This window comes from Nitratidesulfovibrio vulgaris str. Hildenborough, assembly GCF_000195755.1.
Classification (GTDB): domain Bacteria; phylum Desulfobacterota; class Desulfovibrionia; order Desulfovibrionales; family Desulfovibrionaceae; genus Nitratidesulfovibrio; species Nitratidesulfovibrio vulgaris.
Genome location: NC_002937.3, coordinates 1,953,553 through 1,977,370 on the forward strand (window position 1 = coordinate 1,953,553; position 23,818 = coordinate 1,977,370).

Consider the following 23,818-nt stretch of genomic DNA (forward strand, 5'->3'; position numbering starts at 1 on the left):
CTCGCCTACCTTCGCCACTCCCGTTCCCGGAATCATGCAGACCGGCACTTCAAGGCCGACATGAAGCCCCTGAAATGAGCATCCTGCCCGGCACACCCCGGTGCAGACCGATGCGTTATGGTCTGATTCGATACGCCTCCGGAGATTGCCACCGATACGTTCCAGCCAGACGACCATTGCCCGCCTTCTCGTGCTGGTCAGCCTCGCAGCCTCGCGATGAGTTGCAACAATTCCGAAGAACTGCGCGAAAGGTCGCGCACAACGCCGCCAGAGTGCCGCATGCCACTCTCCGTGGCATTGGCGATGCCGCGCACCTCTTCGACCGCATCGTTGATGGCGTCGTGTGCCCTTTCATGTTCCTGCGACAAGGTGGCTATGCTACGAATCTGTTCTCCCATGTGCATGGAGATGGAGACGATATCACCCAGTGCCGCACCGGAGGCCTCCACAAGCCGCGTTCCTTCCCTGACGGCGTCCACAGCCTCTTCCGTGCGTTTGAGATTCTCGCGCGTCGTCTCCTGGATGTTCCGGATGCTGTTGCGCACTTCCCCCGTTGCGGCGACGGTTCGTTCGGCAAGCTTGCGCACCTCGTCCGCGACCACCGCAAAACCTCGTCCACTCTCGCCCGCGCGTGCGGCTTCAATGGCCGCGTTCAACGCGAGCAGATTGGTCTGGTCGGCGATGTCATTGATGACCCCCAGAATGGAGCCGATGGACTCTGTCTGTTCACCGAGTTGATGCATGGAAGAACTGAGCGACATGGACAGGCCGTGCATACGCTGCATGGCTGCCGCCGAGCGTTCCATGATCTCCGTTCCCTGTCGTGCCTTCTCACCGGCCTCTCCGGCACTGTTGACCGCCTCGTCGGCATGTTGTGCCGCAGCCTCAAGAAGCTCGGCAAGTTGCCTTACGGCAGCCCCCGTGTTCTCGAGGCATGAGACCTGCTGACGTGCCCCGTCGGCGCCATGCTCGACCTGTCGTGCCAGTTCCTCCGTCTCGTCGGCGACACCGGTGGCAATCTGCTCGGCTTGCGCCGCCACCTCGAGCATCATGGCGTTCTGGCTTCGCACACGCTCTTCCTGTTCGCGGATGACCGTGAGGTCGGCAATGAGCGCAATGGCTCCGATGAGGCTTCCATCGAGATCGTTGAGCGGGGCTGCATCCAGACGCACGCGACGCACATGCCCCGAAGTATCGCGCATCTCGCGTTCGATAGCCTCGACGCACTCGCCAGTTTCAAGGCAGCGCGAGGTGGAACCGGAACCATCCCCCTTGCCCTGGAGCACTTCGGTGGCAGAACGCCCGAGCAGTGCCGAAGGGGGCACCTGCAAGTCCAGAAGCTCGATGAACGGCTGGTTGACGAACGTGACCCGGTTGTCCCTTCCGGTGACGACGCACGGTACCGTAAGGCTATGGAGCACCCCTTGCGCGAAACCGAGCTTCTCTTTCAACTCGGCGACCATATGATTGACACCTGAAGCCAGACGACCGAGTTCGCCTCTGAACTCCCCGCGCAACATCCCCGAAAGGTCGCCGTCTGCCACGGAAGCGACATAGCCTTCGATGCTGGCGAGAGGACGCAGCAACTCCCGTCGCAAGAACAAGAGCGCCCCCCCTATGGCAACGAACATGGTCACAACGCCGAGTACTCCCACGGTGTTCCGCAGACGGCTCACAGCGGCAAGGGCCGTTACCGCCGGGACTTCGCATACGAGGGCCCATGTGGCCCCAGCCACCTGCACACGGTCGAACGCAACGAGAATGCCACCCCGGTCTGACGTACTGATGACGCGCTCTCCCGCACCTCCATCGAATGCGGCACGCACGGCCTCTTCACTGGCAGAAATGGGTTTGCCACCATCGACCGCTGACGACATGTCCGTGCGCAGGATGCCATCCGCACCGACAAGATAGGAAAGCCCCGCCATCGCCTGCGTCCCGGAAGCCTGTGTCATGAGGTCGTTCAGTGCGGCACGCGGCACACGCAGCATGGCCACTCCGAGGATATCGCCGGTATAGCTTTTCACCGGGGCGGCGACAAAGGCGACCAGACGCCCTCCGGCAGGGCCGAAGGCGAAGAAATCCGTGAACACCACCTCGCCCTTGAGTCCCTTCTGCCACGCTTCAGCCAACGGGGTTCCTGACAAGACGCCTGTCTTGAGGTCTTCGCCAAGGTCGGTCCCCCGCTTCACCGAAAACAGGATGCGGCCGTAGTCATCGACAAGAAGGGCATCCTCGTAGCCGAGATGCTGGACGAAGGGTGTGAACGCCCCGGCAACGTAGCCGTAGACCTCGTTGTAGGCGTCCGTATCGACGGGCATCCGTACCCCGGGACGCGCCTCGGTCATGGCATAGTCCCGTAACATGCCGATGGCGTTGTAGACCTCCTTGATGGCCCCGAACATGGCGGCATCCGCCAGCCAGCGCCGCCCGGCCTTTTCCGTGGCGGTATGCTGTATATCGCGGACAGATGCCAGCCGTGCAAAGGCGGCACCCTCCAGTCCACGCGAGGCAAGGTCGAGGCTGATGCCTCCCATGAGTGCAAGAGGCAGAAGACCGATGGCGATGCAGAAGGCGAGGATTCTGGTGCGTAGCGACATGTGTCCCCCCGGACAGAGTGCTCTCGTTGGAAAACCCACACTCTGTAACCGTGGCACATGACGAATAGGCGTGAGTATCTTGTCGATACGGTTACGTCATAGACCATCGTGGCACACAACCGACACCATCCCCCCCCCCGAGACAGGTGCCAGCAAACCGTTCGGCACATGCCACGGAAGACCCGCAGCATTGCGCCGTCAGCCTCGAGGCATGACAAAAGCGGGGGGAGGTCTCCCTCCCCCCGCATCATGGGCTGCATGAATCGGCGCTACGTGCCGCTACACCGCCGGAATCCGCATGGGCATATCGCTTCCGCGCCCGGACTAGCCAAGCTTGGAAGCAAGAAGTTCGTTGACGAGCGCAGGATTGGCCTTGCCGCGCGTCTTGCGCATGACCTGCCCCACGAAGAAGCTCACGAGTTTGGTCTTGCCGCCCCTGTAGGCTTCGACTTCGGCAGGATTCTCGGCGATGACCTCATCCACCGCCTGTTCGATGGCCGACGTATCGGAAATCTGCACAAGACCGCGCTCACGCACGAACGCTTCCGGCATGGCACCGTTCTCGAACAGTTCGCCGAACACGTCGTTGCCTATCTTGGCACTGATGAGCCCCGCATCGATGATGCGCACAAGTTCGGCAAGTGCCTCGGGACGCATGGCAGAGACGGCGAGCGAGGTGCCGCGCTGATTGAGTTCACGCTGCAACGGCCCGAGCATCATGTTGGCGATCTTGCGGGGCTGGTCGTACAGCTTCACGGCGGCCTCGAAGAACTCGGCGTGGTCACGTTCCGCCGTGAGCACCTCGGCATCCTGCGCCGAAAGGCCGAACGACGACATGAACCGCTCAAGCCGTGCCTGCGGCAGTTCGGGCAACGTGGCCTGCCATTCGGCCAGACGCGCCTCGTCGATGTGGATGGGGATGAGGTCGGGGTCGGGGAAGTAGCGGTAGTCGTGCGCCTCTTCCTTGCCACGCATGGAGACGGTGATGTTCTTGACGCTGTCGTACAGGCGCGTCTCCTGCACGACCTTGTCGCCATCGTCCAGCAGGTCGGCCTGACGGGATATCTCGTACTCGATGGCACGCTGCACATGCCTGAACGAGTTCAGGTTCTTCAGTTCGGCGCGTGTACCGAACTCGGCGGCACCACGCGGACGCAACGACACGTTGGCGTCGCACCTGAAGCTGCCCTCCTCCATGTTGCCGTCGCAGATGCCAAGATGCACCACGATGGCACGCAGGGCCTTGAGATAGGCCACCGCCTCCTCCGCACTTCGCAGGTCGGGTTCGCTCACGATTTCGATGAGCGGAACCCCTGTACGGTTGAGGTCGACGTAGCTCACGTTCTCGCCTGCGGAGTGGATGTTCTTGCCCGCGTCGTCCTCGAGATGGATGCGCGTGATGCCGATGCGCTTCACCGCGTCGCCCACGGAGATGTCGAGATGCCCATGCTCGCAGATGGGCTGCTCGTACTGCGAAATCTGATACCCCTTGGGCAGGTCGGGATAGAAGTAGTTCTTGCGGGCGAAGACCGAGGTGCGATTCACGGTGCACCCCACGGCAATCCCCATACGTGCGGCGAACTCCACGGCCTTCTCGTTGAGCACGGGCAGCACACCGGGCATACCGGCGCACACCTCGCAGACATGGGCGTTGGGGTCGGCCCCGAAGGCCGTCGAACACGAACAGAACAGCTTCGACCGGGTACGCAACTGGGCGTGGACTTCAAGACCGATGACGGCTTCGTACGAGGCCATGGCTACTCCTTGCCGGACACGGGCTGCGCCACGGGGGCGGCGGCGTACAATTCGGGGTTGAGGCTGGGGTCGTTGTACATCTTGAACTGGAAGTAGACCTTGGGGCGCTTGCGCCCTGCCACGAAGTCGCCCACAAGCTCATGGACGGCCCACGCGAGGTCGTCGCGCTGTTCATGCAACACGGCCAGCTTCTCGCGACAACGTCCGATATGCTCGGGGTCGGCATCTGTGCGCACGGTCTGTTCGTGCATGTGGAATATCTTGAGGCTGAGGATGGACAGCCTGTCGATGGCCATGCCGAGCGATTCCGTATTGTGGCGCGGGGCCGCGTCTGCGGGCAGATAGGGAGCCAGCAGTGCCAACAGGCAGGCGTCGACCTTCTCCATGAGGTCGTTACGGCGCTGGTTGTAGCCGTCTATCTCACGCTTGCATTCGGCGATGACGGTATCATCCACATCGCGCCTGCGCGCCACGTCTTCGACGTGCCACAGGCTGAAGTTCATGAGGTGCTGTTGCAGCACCAGCGCCCGCAGGGTTTCGGGCGAGGCTTCGCCGCCCGCATCGGGGGCGGATGGCGTCTCGGCGTGCCAGCGTGCAGTGGCTTCCGTCTGGGCTTCGAAGCACGACCCCAGTATGGCTTCCATGTCGGCGGGGATTCCCGCTACGGTTCTCGAGGACATGTCTTTGCTTTTCCTTGCGTGTTATCCGCTTATGCCCACGTCGAAGTACTTGCCGACACCATACTCGCGGCGGCGGAAGAACTTGTCCGGCGAAGGGCCGATGATCTGTAGTTCACGATACTTCTTCTGCAGGTCGAGGGCGATATGCATCTCCTTGGTGCACCCGGTCGAAAAGGTCGAGTCCTTGCCCGACCACGCCGAGGGCACCTTGCGCCCCATGAGCGCGAAGCTCGTCTCTATATCCTCGACGGTCTGGAAACGCCAGACGTCCAGCAGGCCGCTGCGCTGCACACGTTCCCACATGAACATGAGGTCGTCGCCGTCCATCCCCTCTTCGAAATGCTCGGCGGGGTTGATGATGAACGTGTTGTCGAGACGTTCGCGCAGGTCGCGTACGAAGGCGTCCACCACGCCGATGGCGGTCTTGGTCTGCCCCGGCACACTGCCGATGATACAGCTGTAGAACATGACAGAGCGCCCGGCGCGGCGCGCCTCACGCATCTGCTGGATGATGTCCTCCGCCTTCTGCAACAGGTCATGTTCGGTGAACTTGCGTACGCCTTTCGCGCGGGGCTTGCACTCCATGTGGTATTGCCCCTGCTGGTCGAACCAGCACATGACGATGTCACGGGTGAACTGGTGGCTGCTGAGACCGAACGTGTGGTGGTTGCGCCACCCTCGTGCGATGACCACGTCGCACTCCTTCCATGCACGGGCGAACGTGACGCTGACACGATGCAGGTTGGTGCGCTCGCGCGTTCCGTCGGAGATGACCACAAAGCGATGCTCACGCAGATGGCGCAGCAGGTCGTTCTTGGTCACCACGTTGTCATGCAGGACGAAAGCCCCTTCCAGCGCGGACTTGAGGGAGGGGTCGTGCTCGTGGTCCCATATGCGCGGTGCATAGAAGTAGAACCCTTCCTTGAGGGCGAACACCACCTGATGCCCCATGCGCAGCAACGTCTTGATGACGGCGACGTCGAAGATGCCGCCCCCGTCGGGGTCGCACAGGTAGAGCACCTTCTTGCGCGGTTCCGTCTCCGGGCCGAAAAGCAGCCCCAGCGAACCTGAGGCGGCGCAGCCCGTGGCGAACTCCTTCTCGATGTCCAGTGGCGAGGGCGGCGTGTCTATCCACGCCCTGCCTGCATTGGCGAGGTAGAGCAGCCGCTGCAGTTCGGCAAGGTCGAGACGCCAGCGCAGGTCGACGATGTCTCCATGCGTATCGAACCCGTCGGGCACCTGCCGCAAGGCACGGCGCACCGTGAAGCTGTCCAGAAGGTCGGCGGCACGACGGTTGGCCTGCTGCTTGCGCTCGGCCCACGGGTCTTCCTGCCCGCTTTGCGTGAGTACGATGCTGGTCAGGCGTTTGACGAGACGCGAAGGGATGATGATGTGCTGGTTGATGTGCAGCCTGAAACGATGCCTGCAATACTGCATGATGCGACGACGAACCGAACGTTCGAGCGACCGCGTCCGGGCGATGCGCATGATGATGCGCCACGCACGGTTGTACTGCTCTTGCAGTTCGCGTGTCTTCTCCGGCTGCATGAGCAGAGAGAACGTCTGGTCGGAACAGGGCATGTAGATCTGGTCTTCATCGAGGGCCACCATGAACCGGAGCTGCTCGGGCGTCGCTATGAGCGTAGGGTTGAGCAGATGCTCGATGTTGTTCTCGGTCATGAGGTTGTAGACCCATGCGTCGAGATAGGGGTCCTTGCGAAGGCGTATGTCGCTCACGGCATCGAACTGCGGCAGTCTTTTCATGGCGGCTCCGTTCAGCGTGCAGGAGATGGAGTGACGGGGGCTGCCAGGCCCCCTGGACGGCAACAACAATAGGCGGACGCATCACACGTCCGTCGATGTCCCCCCCTCATCGGGCAACATATCGGGCAACGTACAGGCATGGTCGCGGACGAAGCCACATGCGCGCAGCCGCGCACAGTATCCGCCACCACCCAGCGTGGCGAAGCACAGACCGTCGCGCAGACCGGTGAGGGTTATCCTGTCGCCCGAACGCAGGGCAATGCCCTCCTGTCCGTCGATGGTGGCATGGACTTCGGTTCCCTGTTCCCGGATGCGGACGGAACAGACAGAACCGCCCCCGAGAACCAGTGGCGGAAAATTGCCGAGGAACGGACATATGGGTGTGACCGTGAAGGCATCGAGAGCGGGGTCCATGAGCGGCCCGCGCGCAGAGACGGCATAGCCGGTCGCACCGGTCGGGGTCGATATGATGAGCCCGTCGGCACGCAACCCGGCGAGGCGCTCGCCGTCGACATCGATGTCGAGCGTGATGACCCTCGCCAGCGCGCCACGGTTGATGACGACATCGTTGACGGCATCTCCCTGAAAGATCTCGACGCCTCCGCGTTCGACGCCGAAACGAAGTGCCAGCCTGCGTTCGACACGAAGCGGTGCGGCAAGGAGCCGTTCAAGCGTGGCTGCCCACTCACCGGCGGGCACTTCTGCGAGAAAGCCCACCCGGCCGAGGTTGATGCCCAGCAGGGGCACGCCTGTTCCGGCAAGACGACGCGCCACGCCAAGCATGGTGCCGTCGCCACCGAGGACGAGGACGAGCCCCGCATCGGCTGCCAGTTGGCGCAGGGGCAGGGCCTCACCCGGCCCTTCGAGGATACGGCAGGATACGCCGCGACGCGTCAGCCACACGCCGATGTCCTGCGCGAGGTCGAGGGCCGTGGGGTGACCGGGCTTGGTGACGATGAGTACAGAACGAATGGGATGCATGGATGTTCCCTAGTAGAATACGGCCCCGGCTTCAAGGCGAAACCCCGGCCAATCGTGCGGAGTTGTCACCAGAGGGCATTTGGTATACTGCCTTGGGGTTCCGTTCCCGGTCGGGGACAGTAGATGGAGGGATACATGACCGAAGAAGCACGCCGCATCGTCATCGAACACGCCGTGGAAGGCACTCGCCTGCGCGAGTCCTATTTCAATGGCAATGCCGACAAGGTGGTCGACGGTGCGCGACGTATGGCCGTGACACTGGCAAAGGGCCACAAACTGCTCTTCTGCGGCAACGGCGGCAGCGCGGCAGACGCGCAGCATCTCGCTGCAGAATTCGTCAACCGCTTCCAGATGGAACGCCCTCCCCTGCCTGCCATCGCCCTGACCACCGACACCTCCATCATCACGGCCATCGGCAACGACTACAGCTTCGACCAGATTTTCGAGAAGCAGGTGCAGGCACTCGGCAACGAAGGCGACATGCTCGTGGGCATTTCGACTTCGGGCAACAGCCCCAACGTGGTTCGGGCCATGCATGCCGCCCGCGAACGCGGCCTTGCGACCATGGGCCTCACCGGTCGCGGCGGTGGCGAGATGGCGGGGCTGTGCGACATCCTCTTCGATGTCGACCACGGTCGCACCGCCCTCGTTCAGGAGGTGCACATCACCATTGGGCACCTTCTCTGCGGCCTCACCGATCATTTTCTCTTCGAGAACGTACTCGCCCTCCAGCCGTGGCTGAAGGACGCGACCAACGCATAGGCATCGCAGGTGTTCCGTCCATGCGACGGAACCGCCATGCCGGAGGAGACACCATGCCCATCTACGAATATGAATGTCCCAAGTGCGGCAAGCGCTTCGAAGAGATCGTCTTCGGTAGCGATGTGCCCGCCTGCCCTGCCTGCGGTAGCGCAGACACCCGCAAGCTGCTCTCGTGTGCCAGCTTCCATGTGCCCGGCGGCGCGCCTTCGGGTGCATCGTCGTCCGGCGGCAAGAGCTGCTCCGGATGCTCCGGCGGCAACTGCTCCTCCTGCGGCTAGCACCCTTTTCCTGCCACCCCAACCCGCCCGAGCACCATGAAGCACCTCGTCATCGCAACCCGCGGCAGCAAGCTCGCCCTCTGGCAGGCCGAACACATCAAGTCCCTCATCGAGACCGAACACGCCGGCAAGGTCGACGTCTCGCTCAAGATCATCAAGACCAAGGGCGACATCATCCTCGACGTGCCTTTGGCCAAGGTCGGAGGCAAGGGGCTGTTCGTCAAGGAGATCGAAGAGGCTCTGCTTGACGGCAGTGCCGACCTCGCCGTGCACAGCATGAAGGACGTGCCCATGGAATTGCCGGAAGGCCTGTTCCTAGGCTGCATCCCCGAACGGGAGGAACCGTCCGACACGCTGCTTTCCGTCCGGTACGCAAGCCTCGACGCCCTGCCCCACGGCGCACGGGTAGGCACCAGCAGCCTGCGCCGCCAGTCGCAGCTACTCGCACTGCGCCCCGACCTCGACATCATCTCGTTGCGCGGCAACGTCGACACACGCCTGCGCAAGCTCATGGATGGCGAATTCGACGCCATCGTCATGGCCACTGCCGGTCTCAAGCGCCTTGGCCTTGCGGCACCGCATCACGAGGTGCTTGCCCCGCCCCGCTTCCTCCCCGCTGTGGGTCAGGGGGCACTGGGCATCGAATTCCGCGAGGACAGGGCAGACCTGCGTGACATGCTGGCCTTCCTCGACCACAGGCCCACACGCATCCGCGTCGAAGCCGAACGGGGATTCCTCGCCGGGCTTGAAGGCGGCTGTCAGGTGCCCATCGCCGGACATGCCGTCATGACGGGCGACGACAACTTCCGCATCGAAGGCCTTGTCGCCGACCTGAAGGGTGAACGGGTCATCCGCCGCACGCTTGAAGGAACCGGCGCCAACGCCCGCAACCGGGGGCTTGAACTGGCGTCGCAGGTGCTGGCCGACGGCGCAGCCGAAATCCTCGACGAGGTGTACGCCTCCGGCGCAGCCGACAGGCAGTAGCCCCGAAGCAGCCCGGCGCACCCGCGGCCCATCCCATCATCGTAGCGTGGCGGTGACAGCTGCCCCGCGTGGTGTGGTGGCCGTAGGAAGATGACCACCTGCATCCGCAGCTTCCGGTGTGCACTGGTGCATGGGACAGCATATTGGGGTTTAAAAGGCTACATCAGGGGTGCGCCAGCCCCTTCGCCCCAGTACGCCACGCACGGTGCGCCATGCACGGTACCACAGCGGATGACGTATGCACACAAAGGCCCTTCCCTGTGATATACAGGGAAGGGCCTTCTTCGTATTCGCTAACCCGGTGTGGTGCAGGGTATCAAGCCACACAGCCGCAGCCGTGGTCTACCCCGCAACCTCGCGACTGCTGCGGTCGACGCGTGGCAGGTCGATGTCGTAACGGCGCAACAACTCGTCGTGCTCGCGCAATGCGGCATACGATGCCGTCAGACGGAAGGAACTGTTGCGGTTGTTGCGGTAGAGCACGTTGAGGTCCCACATGGTGTCCACGTCATTCCAGTCGGGCAGGCGCAGGGTGTCGCACCGTGCCTCCTGTAGCCGTTCGCGCGTCACCTCGAAGACCTCGGGGGTGCTCCATGCGATGCCATCGAAGACATCAGGCCTGTAGGTATCGCGGCGGAAGCCGATGAGGTAGTAGCCCCCGTCATTGGCAGGGCCTATCACCACATCGTGCTGGTGCAGGTCGTCAAGCGCCTTCTGCACAAGCTCATGCGGGTAGTCGGGCACGTCACTGCCCATCAACACCACCCGCTCATACCCGGCGGCGAACGCCTCGTCGAAGGCGTGGCGCATCCGCACGCCCAGGTCGCTGCCGACTTGCGGCAGGTAACGGTGTTGCGGCCCCAGCCATTCCTTGAAACGACGCGCCGTGGCCTCGTCGCCGGGGGCATGCATCACCCGCAGGTCGGCCTGCACCCGGCCCAGTTCCAGCATGAGGTCCTGTACGAAATGGCGGTACAGCGCCGCGGCATTCTCATGCCCGAGCACCTCGCCAAGGCGCGTCTTGACGGTTCCGGGGTCGGGATACTTCACGAAGAACAGCACACAGGTGTCACTCATGGTCGTTCCTTGTGGGCGCGATACCATCGCGAGAGCGCGTGCGCCGGTACGCCCAGGGCATACAGCAGGCGCAGGCAGAGGTTACGCAGGGTACATCGCAGGGGCCCTTCGACGAACCATCGCCGGGCCGACGTCTCCACCCTGCCGGGCAGGATGACGATGCGCTCGCCCGCCTTGCGCAGACGCCGCATCACCTCCACATCTTCCATCAACGGCTGGTCGGGATAGCCACCGACAGCCCTGAACAGTGCTGCATCGAAAAACTGGGCCTGATCACCATATGGTGTACGCACAAGGCGGTTGCGCCAGCAGGCCAGGCGCTCGACAAGACGAAACCAGAGGCCCGTCGCGGCGATACCCAGCCTGAATGCCCCGGCGCGAATCCCCGCTTGTCGCGCGCGGCGCAACAGCGTGAAGGCCTCGGGCGGCAAGTGCGTATCCGCGTGCAGGAAAAGCAGTGTCTCCCCCCGCGCCTTGCCAGCCCCGGCATTCATCTGCCGGGCACGCCCCGGACATGAGGCGACCGCCGTGCAACATCCTTCGGGCAACGCCGCGAGGGTATCGCGCTCTTTCGCGCCGTCGGCGACGACGACCTCCACCTCCATACCGCACCGTGCCGCCACGTGGCGCACATGTGCGACCTGCGCCGCTATCGTCACGGCCTCGTGCAATACGGGAATGACCACGCTGCACCAGGGACGGGCCGTGGAGTCTGGGCCATCAGGATGAGGAAGCACGTCCGGCATGGGGCATCATAGCCAACCTCGGCCCTCAAGACAAACGGTGCACGGCTGGTGACAACCGGGCTTCAAAAAGCTAAAGTCTGCGGTCGGTCTGTCTTGACAGGCCCAGTACAGAGCACATAGGAGCATCATGGCCAGGCTATCCCCCCTTCCGGCACGACGTCTGCGGGCGACTCTCGACCCTGCCCGCATCCACTGGGAAACCAGCGACGGCATCCCCCGCAACGGACACAGGCGACCGCCGCAACCCCGCGCCCTGCAGGCACTCGAACTTGCCCTGCACATCCGCGATGGTGGCTACAACGTCTATCTGTCGGGTGAGCCCAATCTGGGACGCACCTACATGCTGCGCGAGTTTCTCGCACCGCGTACCAGAAAGTCGCCGACCCCGCCCGACCTTGTCTATGTGAACAATTTCGACGACCCCGACAGGCCGCGCCTCATCGAGTTGCCAGCGGGGCAGGGGCGCAAGTTGCGTGCGGCGCTCATCCAGGCACTCTCGCGCATCCGCAAGGAAATCCCCTCGCGGTTCGAGAACCACGCCGTGGTGAAGAAGCGTGCGGCATTGCTCGACAAATTCCAGACCGTGCGCTCGCGCCTGTTCAAGAAGATGGACGACGTGGCCACCACGCAGGGCTTCAACCTCGACATGGACGACCAGGGCAGCCTCACGCTGTATCCCGTCATCGAGGGAAAGCGGCTGAGTGAAGAGGAGTTCGACAAGCTCGACAACGGGTTGCGTCAATCCCTCAAGCTCAAGGGCGACAAGCTGCTGCAGGCCATGACCGGCCTGATGCGCCAGCTTACGCGTGCCGAACAGGACTTCATCGAAGACGAACGTTCCCTCGAACGCGAGGTCGCCCGCAACGTCCTCGACGCGGTGCTCACCCCCGTTGCGGAACGGTTCGCCAAGGCGTGCCCGGGCAAGGACCTTCCCGCCTTCTTCGCCGCCCTGCGTGACGACATCATCGAGAACCTCGAAGGCTTCGTGCACCGTGATGCAGGCCTGCCCCATCAGGCGGCATCGGGTGGGGACACACCGCCGTCCCCGTTCGACGAATACCGCTACGACGTCAACCTCTTCGTGGACAACAGCGCCACCACCGGGGCGCCCATCATCGTTGACGACCACCCCACGCCCTCCAATCTTCTGGGCTGCGTCGAGCGCGAATCGGAAATGGGGGCACTGGTCACCGATTTCACCCTCATCAAGGCAGGGTCGATACACAAGGCCAATGGCGGCTTTCTCGTGCTGCACATGGAGGACATCCTCCAGCATCCGGCTGCGTGGGAAGGGCTGCTGCGCGCCCTGCGTTCGGGAAGCGCACGCATCGAAGACCCGGGTGACGGTCAGGACACCACCAAGACCAAAGGTATCGAACCTGAACCGCTCACGTTGCGACTCAAGGTCGTACTCATCGGCACCGAAGACCTCTACGAGGCCCTGCTTGAAAGCGACGACCGCTTCCCCAAGCTCTTCAAGCTCAAGGCGCACCTCAACGACGCCACGGAACGCAACGCCGAGGGCATCCGCATCTATACCCACCGCATGGCCCGCATCATCGACGAGGCCGGTCTCCTGCCCTTCGACCGTGAGGCGATGGCTGGCCTCGTGGACTTCGGGTCACGCATCATCGAAGACCAGCGCAAGCTTTCGCTGAAGTTTCCCCTCGTGCGGGAACTCATGCTGGAAGCCTCGGCCCATGCCGCCATGCGCGGCAAGAAGCTGGTCGACAGAGCTGTCCTCGATGAAGCCCTGCAGGGGCGCGTATACCGCGCGAACCTCTACGAAGAGCACTTCATGGAGGAATACGACCGCGAACTCATCAAGGTGAAGACCGACGGTGAGGCCGTGGGACGCGTCAACGGCCTTTCGGTCACGTGGTACGGCAACTTCGAATTCGGTCTGCCGCACCAGATTTCGGGCACCGTGGGCGTCGGGCACGGGGGTATCATCGACCTCGAACGCGAGGCGGAACTTGGCGGCCCCATCCACACCAAGGCCATGATGATCCTGAAGAGCTACCTCGTAGACCAGTTCGCGCGCAACAAGCCGCTGGTGCTCACGGGCAGCCTGTGCTTCGAACAGAGCTACGCGGGCATCGAAGGCGACTCCGCCTCCGGCGCCGAGCTTGCGGCCCTGCTCTCGGCCATATCGGGGGTGCCCATAAAGCTCTCGCTGGCGTTCACCGGCGCGGTGAGCCAGTCCGGCCAGATCATGGCCGTTGGCGGCGTCACCCGCAAGATCGAAGGGTTCTTCGAGGTCTGTTGCAGACGCGGTCTCACCGGTAGCCAAGGGGTCATCATCCCGCAGGACAACGTCGACCACCTCATGCTCAAGCAGGATATCGTCGACGCCGTGGAGCAAGGGCGCTTCGCCATCTACCCCGTCGGGCATATCACCGACGCGCTTGAGCTGCTGACCGGGCTACAGGCCGGAAGGCTCCGCAAGAACGGCAAGTTCACACCCGGTTCGCTCTATGACCGGGTAGACCGGCGGCTGGACGAACTCGGCAGACAGGCCGAGCACGCGTTCAAGAAACGTCGCTAGCGTAGAAGAGAAGCAGTTCATCGCGCCATCCCCTTTCCTGCCCCGGAGACAGACAAAACGGCAGCCCATGCAGATGGGCTGCCGTCTACGTATATGGACTCAAGCCGATGGTCGGCAAGAAAACGACGTGTTCCCGGACAAGACGCCCTTGTAGCCACAGCGCCTCCGGCACGAGAGGACCACGTCCGTGAGGATTGCCGTGACGGATGCCTACAACTGTTCTGAGGAAGGAGTCGATGGCGTACACAGCGCCTTTCTGGGCAGGGCGATGGTCTCCGCACAATGGGGGCATACCAGCGAAACAGTCCCGGCTGTGCCCTGAACGCCCTTTGAACGATAGAGAAAGACCTTGCTACAGTAGGGGCAGCGCACCTTCTTCGCGTCAGCGCCGGTGGGGTTGGGCATCAGTGACATCCTCCATTCGCACACCCTACATCCTCTGACACACGACTAGCAAGAGGCACGGTCGCCCACCAATGGCTGGCAGGGCTCAAGTCCCTCCACCAACGCAAGGCCACACCGGTTCATCGGTGCAGGAAACAGCCTTGCAGGATGTGGCTGACCGCCTCTTTCGCACACGGCCCACCCGGTCTCGCGCCTTGACGCACTGCCCAGCGAAGCCTACAACCTCCGGACATGCCAGAAAAAGCCCCCACCCTGCGCATAGGCCGCCATCTTCTGCTCGTGTTCGGCATCACCCTCATGGTCGTGATGGGCGTATCAAGCATCATGCCCATCCTGCCCGACCTTGCGCGCACCTTCGACATGCCCATGAGTTCGGTGGGGATGGTGTTCATGGCGTTCACCCTACCCGGTGTAGTGCTCACGCCTCTGGGGGGCATCCTCGCCGACCGCATCGGTCGCAAGAAGGTTCTCATCCCCTCGCTGCTGCTCTTCGCTGCGGGCGGCGTCGCCTGTGCCTTTGCCCCGTCACTCCCCGTACTGCTCGCCTGCCGCTTCGTTCAGGGCATCGGTGCCGCGCCTCTGGGGGTGCTCTACACCACCATCATCGGCGACCTGTACGACGGCAACCAGCGCATGCAGGCGATGGGCTTCAACGCCGGAGTACTCAGTCTCGGCACTGCCATCTATCCCGCTGTGGGTGGTCTGCTCGGCGAGTTGGGGTGGCGCGTCCCCTTCCTGCTGCCTTTGCTTGCACTCCCGCTCTGTTTTGCCATCGCGCGCACGACCTTCCCCGAACCCCGCAGCAGCCAGGGGATGGGCGAGTACTTCCGGTCGACATGGGGCATCATCAGCTCCCCCCGGGCCATCACGCTGTTCCTGCTCACGCTGTTCACCTTTCTGATTCTCTACGGCCCCATGGTGACGTTCTTTCCGGTTCTCGCCGACCAGCAGTTCCACGCCACACCGTCACAGATAGGGTTCGTGTTCTCCATCGCCTCGGCGGGCACGGTTCTCACTGCCGTAAGGCTGGGCACTCTCGCGCGTCTCATCCGCCCCGTGCGCCTCTTGCTCGCCAGCCATGGCCTCTACGCCCTTGCCATGGTGACCATGCCCTTCGTGCCCTCTCTGTGGTGGGCACTGGCACCTGTCTTCATCTTCGGCCTAGCGCAGGGGCTCAACATCCCCAATACGGCTACGCTGCTCACCGACCTCGCCCCCATGGAGGGACGGGCTGCCATCATGGCAGTTAACGGCACGGTGTTGCGTCTGGCACAGACCATAGGCCCCGTGCTGGCAGGAATCGCCTTCGCCACCGGGGGTCTCTCCGGAGTATACACCTTCGGAGCATTCATGGCTGCCAGCATGGCGGCACTCATTCTTGCACGCGGCCTCCGCTGACGCCCTCCCCTTCACCCTGCACCGCGGCGCATGGGTTTTCGTTCATGGCTTCACCACAGCCTATGCGTATCCCGGAATCCGAATCCATCGGCGGTCACGCCTTATAAACCGAAGTCAGCAGTTCATGCGTTCACTCGACGCAGCATACCGGAAGCGGTGTTTGCAGGGCGGGCCTAGTGTCATGCATCCGCAAGAAGGCAGGCGCCCACAGGAGACCGGGAGGTCGACCGATTGACGCGCAAGAGGCAGGCGACGCAAGGGGCAGTGGACGAATCGGGTGCCACTCGCGCACCGCGCATGAAGAGAGGCGGATGAGGCTGCTTTCCGCCGCAAGCTGGCGACTCAACGTGTGCGCAGCTGAACGTTGTTCTCATGAAAAGAACGAAGGGTACCCGGACACTGTCCATGCCGCGGCAGTCAAACACGTTGCGCCATCCGGCGAAGACGCGCATGCGAATCATCGAACCAGCCTGGACGCACCGATGCAACGACCAGAGCCACGACACAAGCACGAAAAGCCCGCCGACATCTGTCAGCGGGCTTCTGGTATCGATAGGTGCTAGACCTAGGCGACCTGATTGACGGCCTTGGTCAGGCGGGAGATCTTGCGTGCAGCGGTCTTCCAGTGAACAACGCCCTTGCTGGCAGCCTTGTCGAGCACGGCAGAAGCCTGAACCAGCGCAGTGGCGGCCTGCTCCTTGTCCTGCTGCTGCAGGGCGATGCGCACGTCCTTGATGACGTTCTTGATACGGGTCCGCACCGCACGGTTACGGGCGGCGCGCTTCAGGCTCTGCTTGTGCCGCTTCAGGGCAGACTTGTGGTTAGCCAAGGTAATTCCTCCAAAAGGCTTCTATATCTTGTAGTGCTATGACTCACTGGAACACGGAGAACAAAGTCCATAGCCCCGGCTCCTTCCTCTGTCAAGCGTAAAGGGCCCGATGGGCCTACATCTGCAACGCGCCGAAATCGGCAAGGCGGCTGAGACGGCCCACCAGCGCCTGTAACAGGTTGAGCCTGTTGGTACGAAGCGCGGCATCATCGCTCATGACCATGACGCCTTCGAAGAAGCCATCGACCACGGGCCGCAATTCACCAAGCAGGCCGAACAATGCGGGGTAGTCCCCCTCGGCCCACAGCCCGTCGAAACGGGGGAACATGGCTTCGAGGCTGGCCGCCAGTTGCCTTTCGGCGTCTTCCACAAGCAAGTCGGCCTTCCATGCGCCATCGAGGGCCACATCGGAGTCGCCCCCCTGCTTGCGGATGATGTTCGCCGCACGCTTGAATGTCAGAACAGCCGACGCGAAATCATCCCTCCGGCTGAAGGCGGCAAGGGCTTCAAGGCGTGCCCCGGCGCTGCGCACATCATCGCAACCTGCGGCAAGTACGGCCTCGACCAGAAGCGTCTCATACCCGTTGGCAATGAAGAGGTTACGCAGGCGCGCCATGAAGAACTCGTCAAGCTTGACCAGTGCGTCTTCAGGGGCAAGCTTCCACGCACGCTCTCCGTACAGGGCGAAGGCCTTGGCGAACAGGCCTCTCACATCAAGCTGCAGCCCGTGCTCGAGAATGATGCGTGCGATACCGAGAACGCAGCGGCGGAGGGCGTACGGGTCGGCGGCCCCGGTGGGAATCATGCCCAGACCGAAACACCCCGCCAGTGTATCGGCCTTGTCGGCAATGGACAGCAACGCGCCGCACATCGACGACGGGACAGGGCTGTCCGGGCCGGCGGGGAGGTACTGTTCGGCAATGGCGGCGGCGACGGCCTCGGCCTCGCCCATGCGGCGGGCATAGATGCCGCCCATGATGCCTTGCAGGGTATCGAACTCGCCCACCATGCCCGACACGAGGTCTCCCTTCGACAGGCGTCCGGCACGCGCGGCAGCCGTGGCATCATCAAAGCCGACTTCGGCGGCCAGCCATGCGCAAAGCTGTTCGAGGCGGCGCGTCTTGTCGCCCATCGACCCCAACGGGCCGAGGAAGATGACATTGTCGAGCGAGGCGAGCCACGCATCGAAGCTTGAAGCGAGGTCGGTCTTCCAGAAGAACCGGGCGTCCTCAAGCCGCGCACGAAGGACGCGCTCCCACCCCTTGCGCACGAGGTCGCCATCAAGGGGGGTAAGGTTGAGCACGGTGAGGAAATGCGGCATCAGTCGCCCCTCGGCATCCTCGACACCGAAGCTCTTCTGATGGCTTTCCATGCTGGTGAGCAGCACCTCGCGCGGCAATTCGAGGAAGGAAGGGTCGATGTTGCCAAGGCAGGGAACAGGATGTTCCACAAGTCCCTGTACCTCATCCAGCAGACTGTCCTTCCAGATGACCTTGCCACCCGCTGCGACGGCTAGGGCGTTGCCGCCCTTCACGACTGCGTTACGGCGCTCTTCGCCGACAGGTGTGACCCCGCCCTGCTCGCGGATGACCCGCTCATAGTCGCCTGCACGCGCCACCGTCAGAGGCCCTGCACCATGAATGCGATGCCCGTAGGTGATGTTGCCGGAACGCACGCCGCCGACCTCGAAATCGACGACGCTCTCATCGAAGAGGGCCAGCAGCCACCGCATGGGACGGGCGTAGGTGAAGTCGCCGCTCCCCCAGCGCATCCGCTTCGGGAAAGGCAGAGCCCCGATGATGGCGGGGCAGATGTCCCGTAACAGGTCGATGCTGCGAGCGCCTCCCATATGCTTGCGGACGGCGATGTACTCGCCCTTGTCGGTGGTCAGCCTGAAGATGTCGGCGACCTCGACGCCCTGCGTGCGGGCGAAGCCTTCAGCGGCCTTGGTCAGCCCGCCTTCGGGGGTGAAGGCGATGCGCGCCGGCGGCCCGGTGACGACCTCTTCGGATTCACTCTGGACAGGGTTCACCGCATCCATGCGCACGACGGCACGCCGGGGGGTGGACATGACGCGCACGGGGTCGCACTCGATGCCCGCATCGGCGAGGGCACGGGTGAAGCGTTCTGCAAGCTCCCTCTCAAGCGCGGGCAAAAAACGGGCAGGAAGCTCTTCGGTTCCGATTTCAAGGACGAACTGTGACATGCTCTTGCTCCCTCTCCTCATTTCCGCAGCATGGGATAGCCGAGTTGCTCTCTCTGGGCGGCGTACAGCCTGGCCACACCCGAGGCGAGATAGCGCACGCGCCCGATGTAGCCGGTACGCTCGGTGATGGAAATGGCGCCTCGTGCATCGAGCAGGTTGAACGTATGCGAGCACTTGAGGCAGTAGTCATAGGCGGGCCAGAGCAACCCTTCCTCCGTCAGGCGGCGGCACTCCGTCTCATAGGCATTGAAGGCGTGCAGCAACATGGCGGCATCGCTACGCTCGAAGTTGTACTTCGACTGTTCGACCTCGTTCTGGTGGTAGATGTCCCCGTAGGTGACATGCTCGTTCCAGTCGAGGTCGTACACCGATTCCTTGCCTTGCAGATACATGCACAGGCGTTCGAGGCCATAGGTTATCTCGACGCTGGTGGGCGCGAGGTCGATGCCCCCGACCTGCTGGAAATACGTGAACTGTGTCACTTCCATGCCGTTGAGCCATACTTCCCAGCCAAGACCCCACGCGCCCAGAGTGGGCGATTCCCAGTCATCCTCGACGAAGCGGATATCATGGGCGGCAGGGTCGATGCCAAGGGCGCGCAGGCTGCCAAGATAAAGCTCCTGCACGTTGTCGGGGGAGGGCTTCAGGATGACCTGAAACTGGAAGTAGTGTTGCAGCCTGTTGGGGTTCTCGCCGTAGCGCCCGTCGGTGGGACGGCGTGAGGGTTCGACATAGGCCACGTTCCACGGTTCGGGTCCGATGACGCGCAGGAAGGTGGACGGGTTGAACGTACCCGCGCCGCACTCGACGTCGATGGGCTGCGTGATGACACAACCGCGGCTTGCCCAGTAGTTCTGCAACGTGAGAATGACATTCTGAAAATGCATAGTGTTCCCCTGAACGGTTCTGCCGACGCGCGACGGCGCGCGGGGCCGCCTAGAGACGACGGAAGGTGCCGTTCTCCCAGGTCAGACCGATATGGTACTGGATGAAGCCATCCACGGCGCGCGAACACTCGCGACGCCCTGTCGGCGAGAAGCAGAGCTCCGACCACCGAAGCGGTGAATTGTCCTGCACAAAGCGCAAAGCGTCAAGCGTTTCACGAGAGATGGCGACGGTCGCCCCGGTGGGTGCCGAACATCGTCCGCAATAGAGCACGCCGTCACGGACATGGAACCGGGCGCCTCCATCCTTCGCAGTCCCGTCGAACGGTTCGCCGCAACTGGCGCAGCTTTCAAAACGGGGGGCATACCCCTGTTCGAAAGCGAACCGCGCCCGAAAGAGAAGGGGCAGCAAAGGCGGCACGACATCAACCGTCTCAAGGAGTTCGAGCATCTCAAGGGTCAGTGTGAAGGCGGAATCCGCCCCATCAGGCCCTGCCCCCAGTGCTTCGATGAAGCGAAGACAATTGACGGCTACGCCGTACCTGCGCCAGTCACGCCGCAGCCTGTCGGGCCCCTTGAGCAGGGTCGCCTCCTGCAACGACTGGTACAGGCCTCCCCGTGTGCCCTGCACACGCATGAGCACCACGTTGAAGATGTCGAGACAACCGCAAAAACGTCGCCTGCTACGGCAACCGCCGAAGGCGAAAGCCGAGATGATCCCCCGCTGACGACAAAGGAAGCGGACCCACAGATCCGCTTCCCTGAATCGTCCAACACGAAGGACCAGTGCCTGGTCGGTGAAATCCATTCCTACTCGCTGGGCGGGAACGTCAGCGTCTTCACCTGCCCCGGCTCGCCCGGTGCGCCCATGTCCTTTCCGTCAAAGCGCACGTTGACGCCACCGGCATTGCCGAGTTTGAGGGACAGCGACCTGGAGAAGGTCAGGGCGAAGGTCTCGCCCTTGCGCAACGAGAACTGCCGGACATCGGCATTGTCAGCGGTGGAATGCACCCAGCATTCGGCGACCGCAGTCACGATGATACGATGCTTCCCGGCGGGGGGCAGGGCCCCTGCGTCATCACCCTGCTGGGGGACGAGGACTTCTTTCGCCTTCTGTTCCGGCGTGGGGGAACCGAGCAATTTGTCTGCCATGGCAGAGGAAGATGCATTGCTTGCAGTGACCGGCTGTTCAGGTGCTACGGGTTTTGCCCCGTCGGCAGCCCCTGCAGCCGGGACAGCAGGAACAGCACCATCCACAGTGGGAGGAACGCTCTCTTCGGTCGACGTGGGCGGCGCAGGTACGACCTGTTGCGGTGCCGGTTCCACGAAAGGCGCCGTCCCGGTCACTGCCGGCATCTGCTCACGCGCACTTTTCTGCTTGTAGTACCAGTACCCGGCGAACATGAGGCCGCAGGCAACCAGACCGAGTGTCAGCAACACCCCGGCCCGTCTACCCCGCCCGCTCACGGGTTCTACCACACCGGGATTCTCGACAAGATCTTCCTGAATCTCGCATGGGTAGACAGAATCGACCACCTCTGCGACGATACCCGGAGTGATACCGAGCATCGAAGCGTAGGCCTTGATGAAACCACGGGCATAGACCGCATGCGGCAGGTCGTCCACATCGCCCTGTTCTATGGCACGCAGAATACGCGCAGAGACTTTGAGGCGAGTCGCCACCAGGTCGAGAGAAAAACCTCTCGCCTCACGCTCCTCGCGGAGCATGAGGCCGAGTTCTTGTAGCGTCATTTCGCGTCCTTACAATTCGAATCCACGTTCATCCGCAACCGACCGCGACCGTCATCGCAGCCATCGGAGCAGCGGACTTTTTTCGTGCCTTTCCAACTAGATACGGATGTCGATGACCGCGCGCGACCGCAGCTGGCCAATGTACTCCTGCAAACGCTCCTGCATCTTCGGCTCACGGAGGATGTTCTCGATTTCCTCGGCAACATCGTCAAGCGCCTGCCCCTTGCCCTCGTTCGAAGCTACGAGTTGCAGCACCGCCTTGCGCCCTTCTACGAGAAACACCCTGGAGACATCACCGGGCTTGAGTTCCGAGAGGGTGTCGCGCCATTCCATGGAAAGGTCGCTCCAGAGCAGGTCCCCGATGACCCCGCCGTTCTGCGGGTTGGGGCCGATGGAGTGGCGGGCGGCGAGGTCGGCGAAGGTCATGGCTCCGCTCTTGACCTGTGCGGCAAGCGCGTCCGCGTCATCACGCGGGGGGAAGATGACGAGGCCAAGACGCACCTTGCGCCCGGACACGAACTGCCCCTTGTGCGCCTCATAGTATTTGGCGATTTCGTCGCGAGTGACAACCACCTTACGGGCAATCATGAGACCCAGCAACCTGTGACGCAGAATCCCGCGGCGGATGCGCTCTCGCATGAGGTCTGCGGAAAGCCCCTGCTGCGCGAGCTGCCGTTCGAACTGCTCAGGCGCAAGCTGGCTGCGCTGGACGATCTTGCGATATTCGTTGTCGACTTCCGAGTCCTGCACAGTGATCTTGAGGCGCTCGGCCTCCTGCGAGATGAGAATGTCGGAGATCATGCTGTCGAGCACGTTCCGGGTGATGCGGCGCACGGGCTCGGCGTCTGCATCTCGCACGGGGTCGAGTCCGGCCCGGAGAATCTCCGGCGCGGCCTGAGCCTGCACGTCGAAGTATGTGATCATCTCGCCGTTGACGACGGCGGCTATCCTGTTGAGCGAATCGGCTGCCGCGCCGGTGGCCGAAAGGCAGAGCACAAGGGCGGCAAGAAGGAGACTGCGTATAGAGGACAAGGAGGACTCCTGTACGTTGGCGAAAAAGAACCCCCGGCCCCGGTGGCACGGGAAGACCCTAGGTAGGCCACCATGTAATCCCTTTTCGGGAAACATGCAACGCAACCCCATAATCTGTTTTAATTCAGACAAGATACGCAAATCGAGACTAGCGTTGTGCGGCCCCGCCGCCACCCGGGACAGCCTCCTTGGTACCGGCAAGGTGCTGTGAAACCCGCACCTTCGCCCCGGCAAGGTTGCGCTCCACCCAGACATCGAACGCGGCATCGAGCTTCTCTTCCAGCAAACGCCGCTCGATGACCGGGTACGCATCGACGACTGACATGTCCTGCGCGGGCAACGATTCGATGAGCCTGAAGGCCACCCAGCGCCCTTCAAAGGCGATGGGAGGCGACACGCCACCCGGCTTGAGAGCAGCCAACGCTTTCTGCCACGCAGCCGGAATCCTGTCGCGGCGTATGAGCAGTTCGTTCCCTGACATGCCGGGAAACGCCTTTTCCACCTCTTCTGGCGCAGCCCCCGAGGCGACAGCACCCGCAGCGGCTTCGACCCCCTCTCGGGTATCGCCCTCGACCATGATAAACCGTACCCGGGCAGCCAGCCTGAACTCCCCCTGATGCCCCCGGTACCATGACTCCACCTCCTCGAGGGATATAGCCACTTCGGAGCGGAGGACGACCTGTGCGAACTTGGTCAGCGCCAGCCTGCGGCGGAGCATCTCACGCCAGACCTCGAGGTCGAGGTAGTCCTCCACGAGGGCGGCCTCGAACATGCCCTCCGGATAGTCGCCGCGCACCTCGGCTTCTGCAGCCCCGAGTTCGGCATCCGTGACGGAAGCCCCGACAGCCGCCAGCTTCTGCAACACGAGTTCCTGCACCACAAGGTCGGCTAGCACAGCCCCGTACTGGCTTCGCAGGGCCTCCACCGAAGGTCCCTCGGCCCCGGTCCACGACTGGGCATAGGCATCATGCGTGGCCTGCAACAGCTTCATGTTGACCGGATGCCCGTTGACGGTGGCGACCACACCGGGTGGAAGCGCATCATCTGCGCAGCCGCCAGCAGACAGCAGCAGGGTGACCGCCAGCACCTGCAGGACGGCAAGGACACCGCGACGGGAACAACAGCACAAGCCCATGG

The 23,818-nt window shown here is 63.0% G+C and carries 20 protein-coding genes; 5 read left to right on the plus strand and 15 right to left on the minus strand.

Annotated elements, in window-relative coordinates; genetic code table 11:
• Positions 1-197 precede the first annotated feature (197 nt).
• The 5 genes from DVU_RS08935 to DVU_RS08955 all read right to left on the minus strand — a co-directional run bounded on the left by DVU_RS08935 (position 198) and on the right by DVU_RS08955 (position 7,780).
• A complete protein-coding gene (locus DVU_RS08935; RefSeq protein ID WP_010939170.1) occupies positions 198-2,600 on the minus strand; it encodes a methyl-accepting chemotaxis protein in 2,403 nt (800 codons plus the stop codon).
• 324 nt (positions 2,601-2,924) lie between these two features.
• Positions 2,925-4,355: an Asp-tRNA(Asn)/Glu-tRNA(Gln) amidotransferase subunit GatB gene (gatB, locus tag DVU_RS08940; RefSeq protein WP_010939171.1), complete on the minus strand. Its 1,431-nt coding sequence runs from the start codon at positions 4,353-4,355 to the stop codon at positions 2,925-2,927.
• Positions 4,356-4,357: 2 nt separating this feature from the next.
• The gene (locus DVU_RS08945; RefSeq protein ID WP_010939172.1) at positions 4,358-5,035 is read right to left on the minus strand and encodes a DUF4254 domain-containing protein; all 678 of its coding nucleotides are present in this window, start codon (positions 5,033-5,035) and stop codon (positions 4,358-4,360) included.
• Between the two features lie 21 nt (positions 5,036-5,056).
• Positions 5,057-6,799, minus strand: a complete 1,743-nt coding sequence (locus tag DVU_RS08950; RefSeq protein ID WP_010939173.1) for an ARMT1-like domain-containing protein — start codon at positions 6,797-6,799, stop codon at positions 5,057-5,059.
• 81 nt (positions 6,800-6,880) lie between these two features.
• Positions 6,881-7,780, minus strand: a complete 900-nt coding sequence (locus tag DVU_RS08955; RefSeq protein ID WP_010939174.1) for an NAD(+)/NADH kinase — start codon at positions 7,778-7,780, stop codon at positions 6,881-6,883.
• 135 nt (positions 7,781-7,915) lie between these two features.
• Here DVU_RS08955 and DVU_RS08960 point away from each other — a divergent pair, with 135 nt between their 5' ends.
• The 3 genes from DVU_RS08960 to hemC are packed head-to-tail and all read left to right on the plus strand — an operon-like array spanning position 7,916 to position 9,804.
• Entirely contained in the window at positions 7,916-8,542 is a 627-nt protein-coding gene (locus DVU_RS08960) for a D-sedoheptulose 7-phosphate isomerase (protein ID WP_010939175.1), read from the plus strand.
• 53 nt (positions 8,543-8,595) lie between these two features.
• Positions 8,596-8,820 (plus strand): FmdB family zinc ribbon protein, encoded by a 225-nt coding sequence (locus DVU_RS08965; protein ID WP_014524374.1) that lies wholly within the window; start codon positions 8,596-8,598, stop codon positions 8,818-8,820.
• A gap of 36 nt (positions 8,821-8,856) precedes the next feature.
• On the plus strand, positions 8,857-9,804 hold the full coding sequence (gene hemC / locus DVU_RS08970) for a hydroxymethylbilane synthase (protein WP_010939176.1): 948 nt from the start codon (positions 8,857-8,859) through the stop codon (positions 9,802-9,804).
• A gap of 342 nt (positions 9,805-10,146) precedes the next feature.
• Here hemC and DVU_RS08975 read toward each other — a convergent pair whose 3' ends face one another.
• Both DVU_RS08975 and DVU_RS08980 read right to left on the minus strand, forming a co-directional pair.
• On the minus strand, positions 10,147-10,881 hold the full coding sequence (locus tag DVU_RS08975; RefSeq protein WP_014524373.1) for a TIGR04282 family arsenosugar biosynthesis glycosyltransferase: 735 nt from the start codon (positions 10,879-10,881) through the stop codon (positions 10,147-10,149).
• A complete protein-coding gene (locus tag DVU_RS08980) occupies positions 10,878-11,627 on the minus strand; it encodes a TIGR04283 family arsenosugar biosynthesis glycosyltransferase (protein WP_010939178.1) in 750 nt (249 codons plus the stop codon). Before DVU_RS08980 ends, DVU_RS08975 begins: the two co-directional genes overlap by 4 nt.
• Before the next feature lie 127 nt (positions 11,628-11,754).
• On the opposite strand from DVU_RS08980, the gene DVU_RS08985 reads away from it, so the two are divergent.
• The gene (locus DVU_RS08985; RefSeq protein WP_010939179.1) at positions 11,755-14,175 is read left to right on the plus strand and encodes a Lon protease family protein; all 2,421 of its coding nucleotides are present in this window, start codon (positions 11,755-11,757) and stop codon (positions 14,173-14,175) included.
• A gap of 210 nt (positions 14,176-14,385) precedes the next feature.
• Here the strand turns inward: DVU_RS08985 and DVU_RS08990 are convergent, their stop codons facing one another.
• On the minus strand, positions 14,386-14,580 hold the full coding sequence (locus DVU_RS08990) for a hypothetical protein (protein ID WP_014524372.1): 195 nt from the start codon (positions 14,578-14,580) through the stop codon (positions 14,386-14,388).
• Between the two features lie 231 nt (positions 14,581-14,811).
• Between DVU_RS08990 and DVU_RS08995 the strand changes: the two genes are divergently transcribed.
• A complete protein-coding gene (locus DVU_RS08995; RefSeq protein WP_010939181.1) occupies positions 14,812-15,978 on the plus strand; it encodes an MFS transporter in 1,167 nt (388 codons plus the stop codon).
• A 565-nt stretch (positions 15,979-16,543) separates the two neighbouring features.
• On the opposite strand, the gene rpsT is transcribed toward DVU_RS08995, so the two are convergent.
• The 7 genes from rpsT to DVU_RS09030 form a co-directional block, all read right to left on the minus strand.
• Positions 16,544-16,807, minus strand: a complete 264-nt coding sequence (gene rpsT, locus DVU_RS09000) for a 30S ribosomal protein S20 (RefSeq protein WP_010939182.1) — start codon at positions 16,805-16,807, stop codon at positions 16,544-16,546.
• A gap of 115 nt (positions 16,808-16,922) precedes the next feature.
• Positions 16,923-19,013: a glycine--tRNA ligase subunit beta gene (gene glyS / locus DVU_RS09005; RefSeq protein WP_010939183.1), complete on the minus strand. Its 2,091-nt coding sequence runs from the start codon at positions 19,011-19,013 to the stop codon at positions 16,923-16,925.
• Positions 19,014-19,030: 17 nt separating this feature from the next.
• Positions 19,031-19,900: a glycine--tRNA ligase subunit alpha gene (gene glyQ, locus DVU_RS09010; RefSeq protein WP_010939184.1), complete on the minus strand. Its 870-nt coding sequence runs from the start codon at positions 19,898-19,900 to the stop codon at positions 19,031-19,033.
• A 49-nt stretch (positions 19,901-19,949) separates the two neighbouring features.
• Complete coding sequence (recO, locus tag DVU_RS09015; protein ID WP_010939185.1) at positions 19,950-20,705, minus strand: DNA repair protein RecO; 756 nt, start codon at positions 20,703-20,705, stop codon at positions 19,950-19,952.
• Between the two features lie 2 nt (positions 20,706-20,707).
• Positions 20,708-21,649 (minus strand): RodZ domain-containing protein, encoded by a 942-nt coding sequence (locus tag DVU_RS09020; RefSeq protein ID WP_010939186.1) that lies wholly within the window; start codon positions 21,647-21,649, stop codon positions 20,708-20,710.
• A gap of 96 nt (positions 21,650-21,745) precedes the next feature.
• Positions 21,746-22,681 (minus strand): SurA N-terminal domain-containing protein, encoded by a 936-nt coding sequence (locus tag DVU_RS09025; protein WP_223294672.1) that lies wholly within the window; start codon positions 22,679-22,681, stop codon positions 21,746-21,748.
• Positions 22,682-22,829: 148 nt separating this feature from the next.
• Positions 22,830-23,816, minus strand: coding sequence for a peptidylprolyl isomerase (locus tag DVU_RS09030; RefSeq protein ID WP_014524370.1), 987 nt, complete (start codon positions 23,814-23,816; stop codon positions 22,830-22,832).
• Between the last annotated feature and the right edge of the window lie 2 nt (positions 23,817-23,818).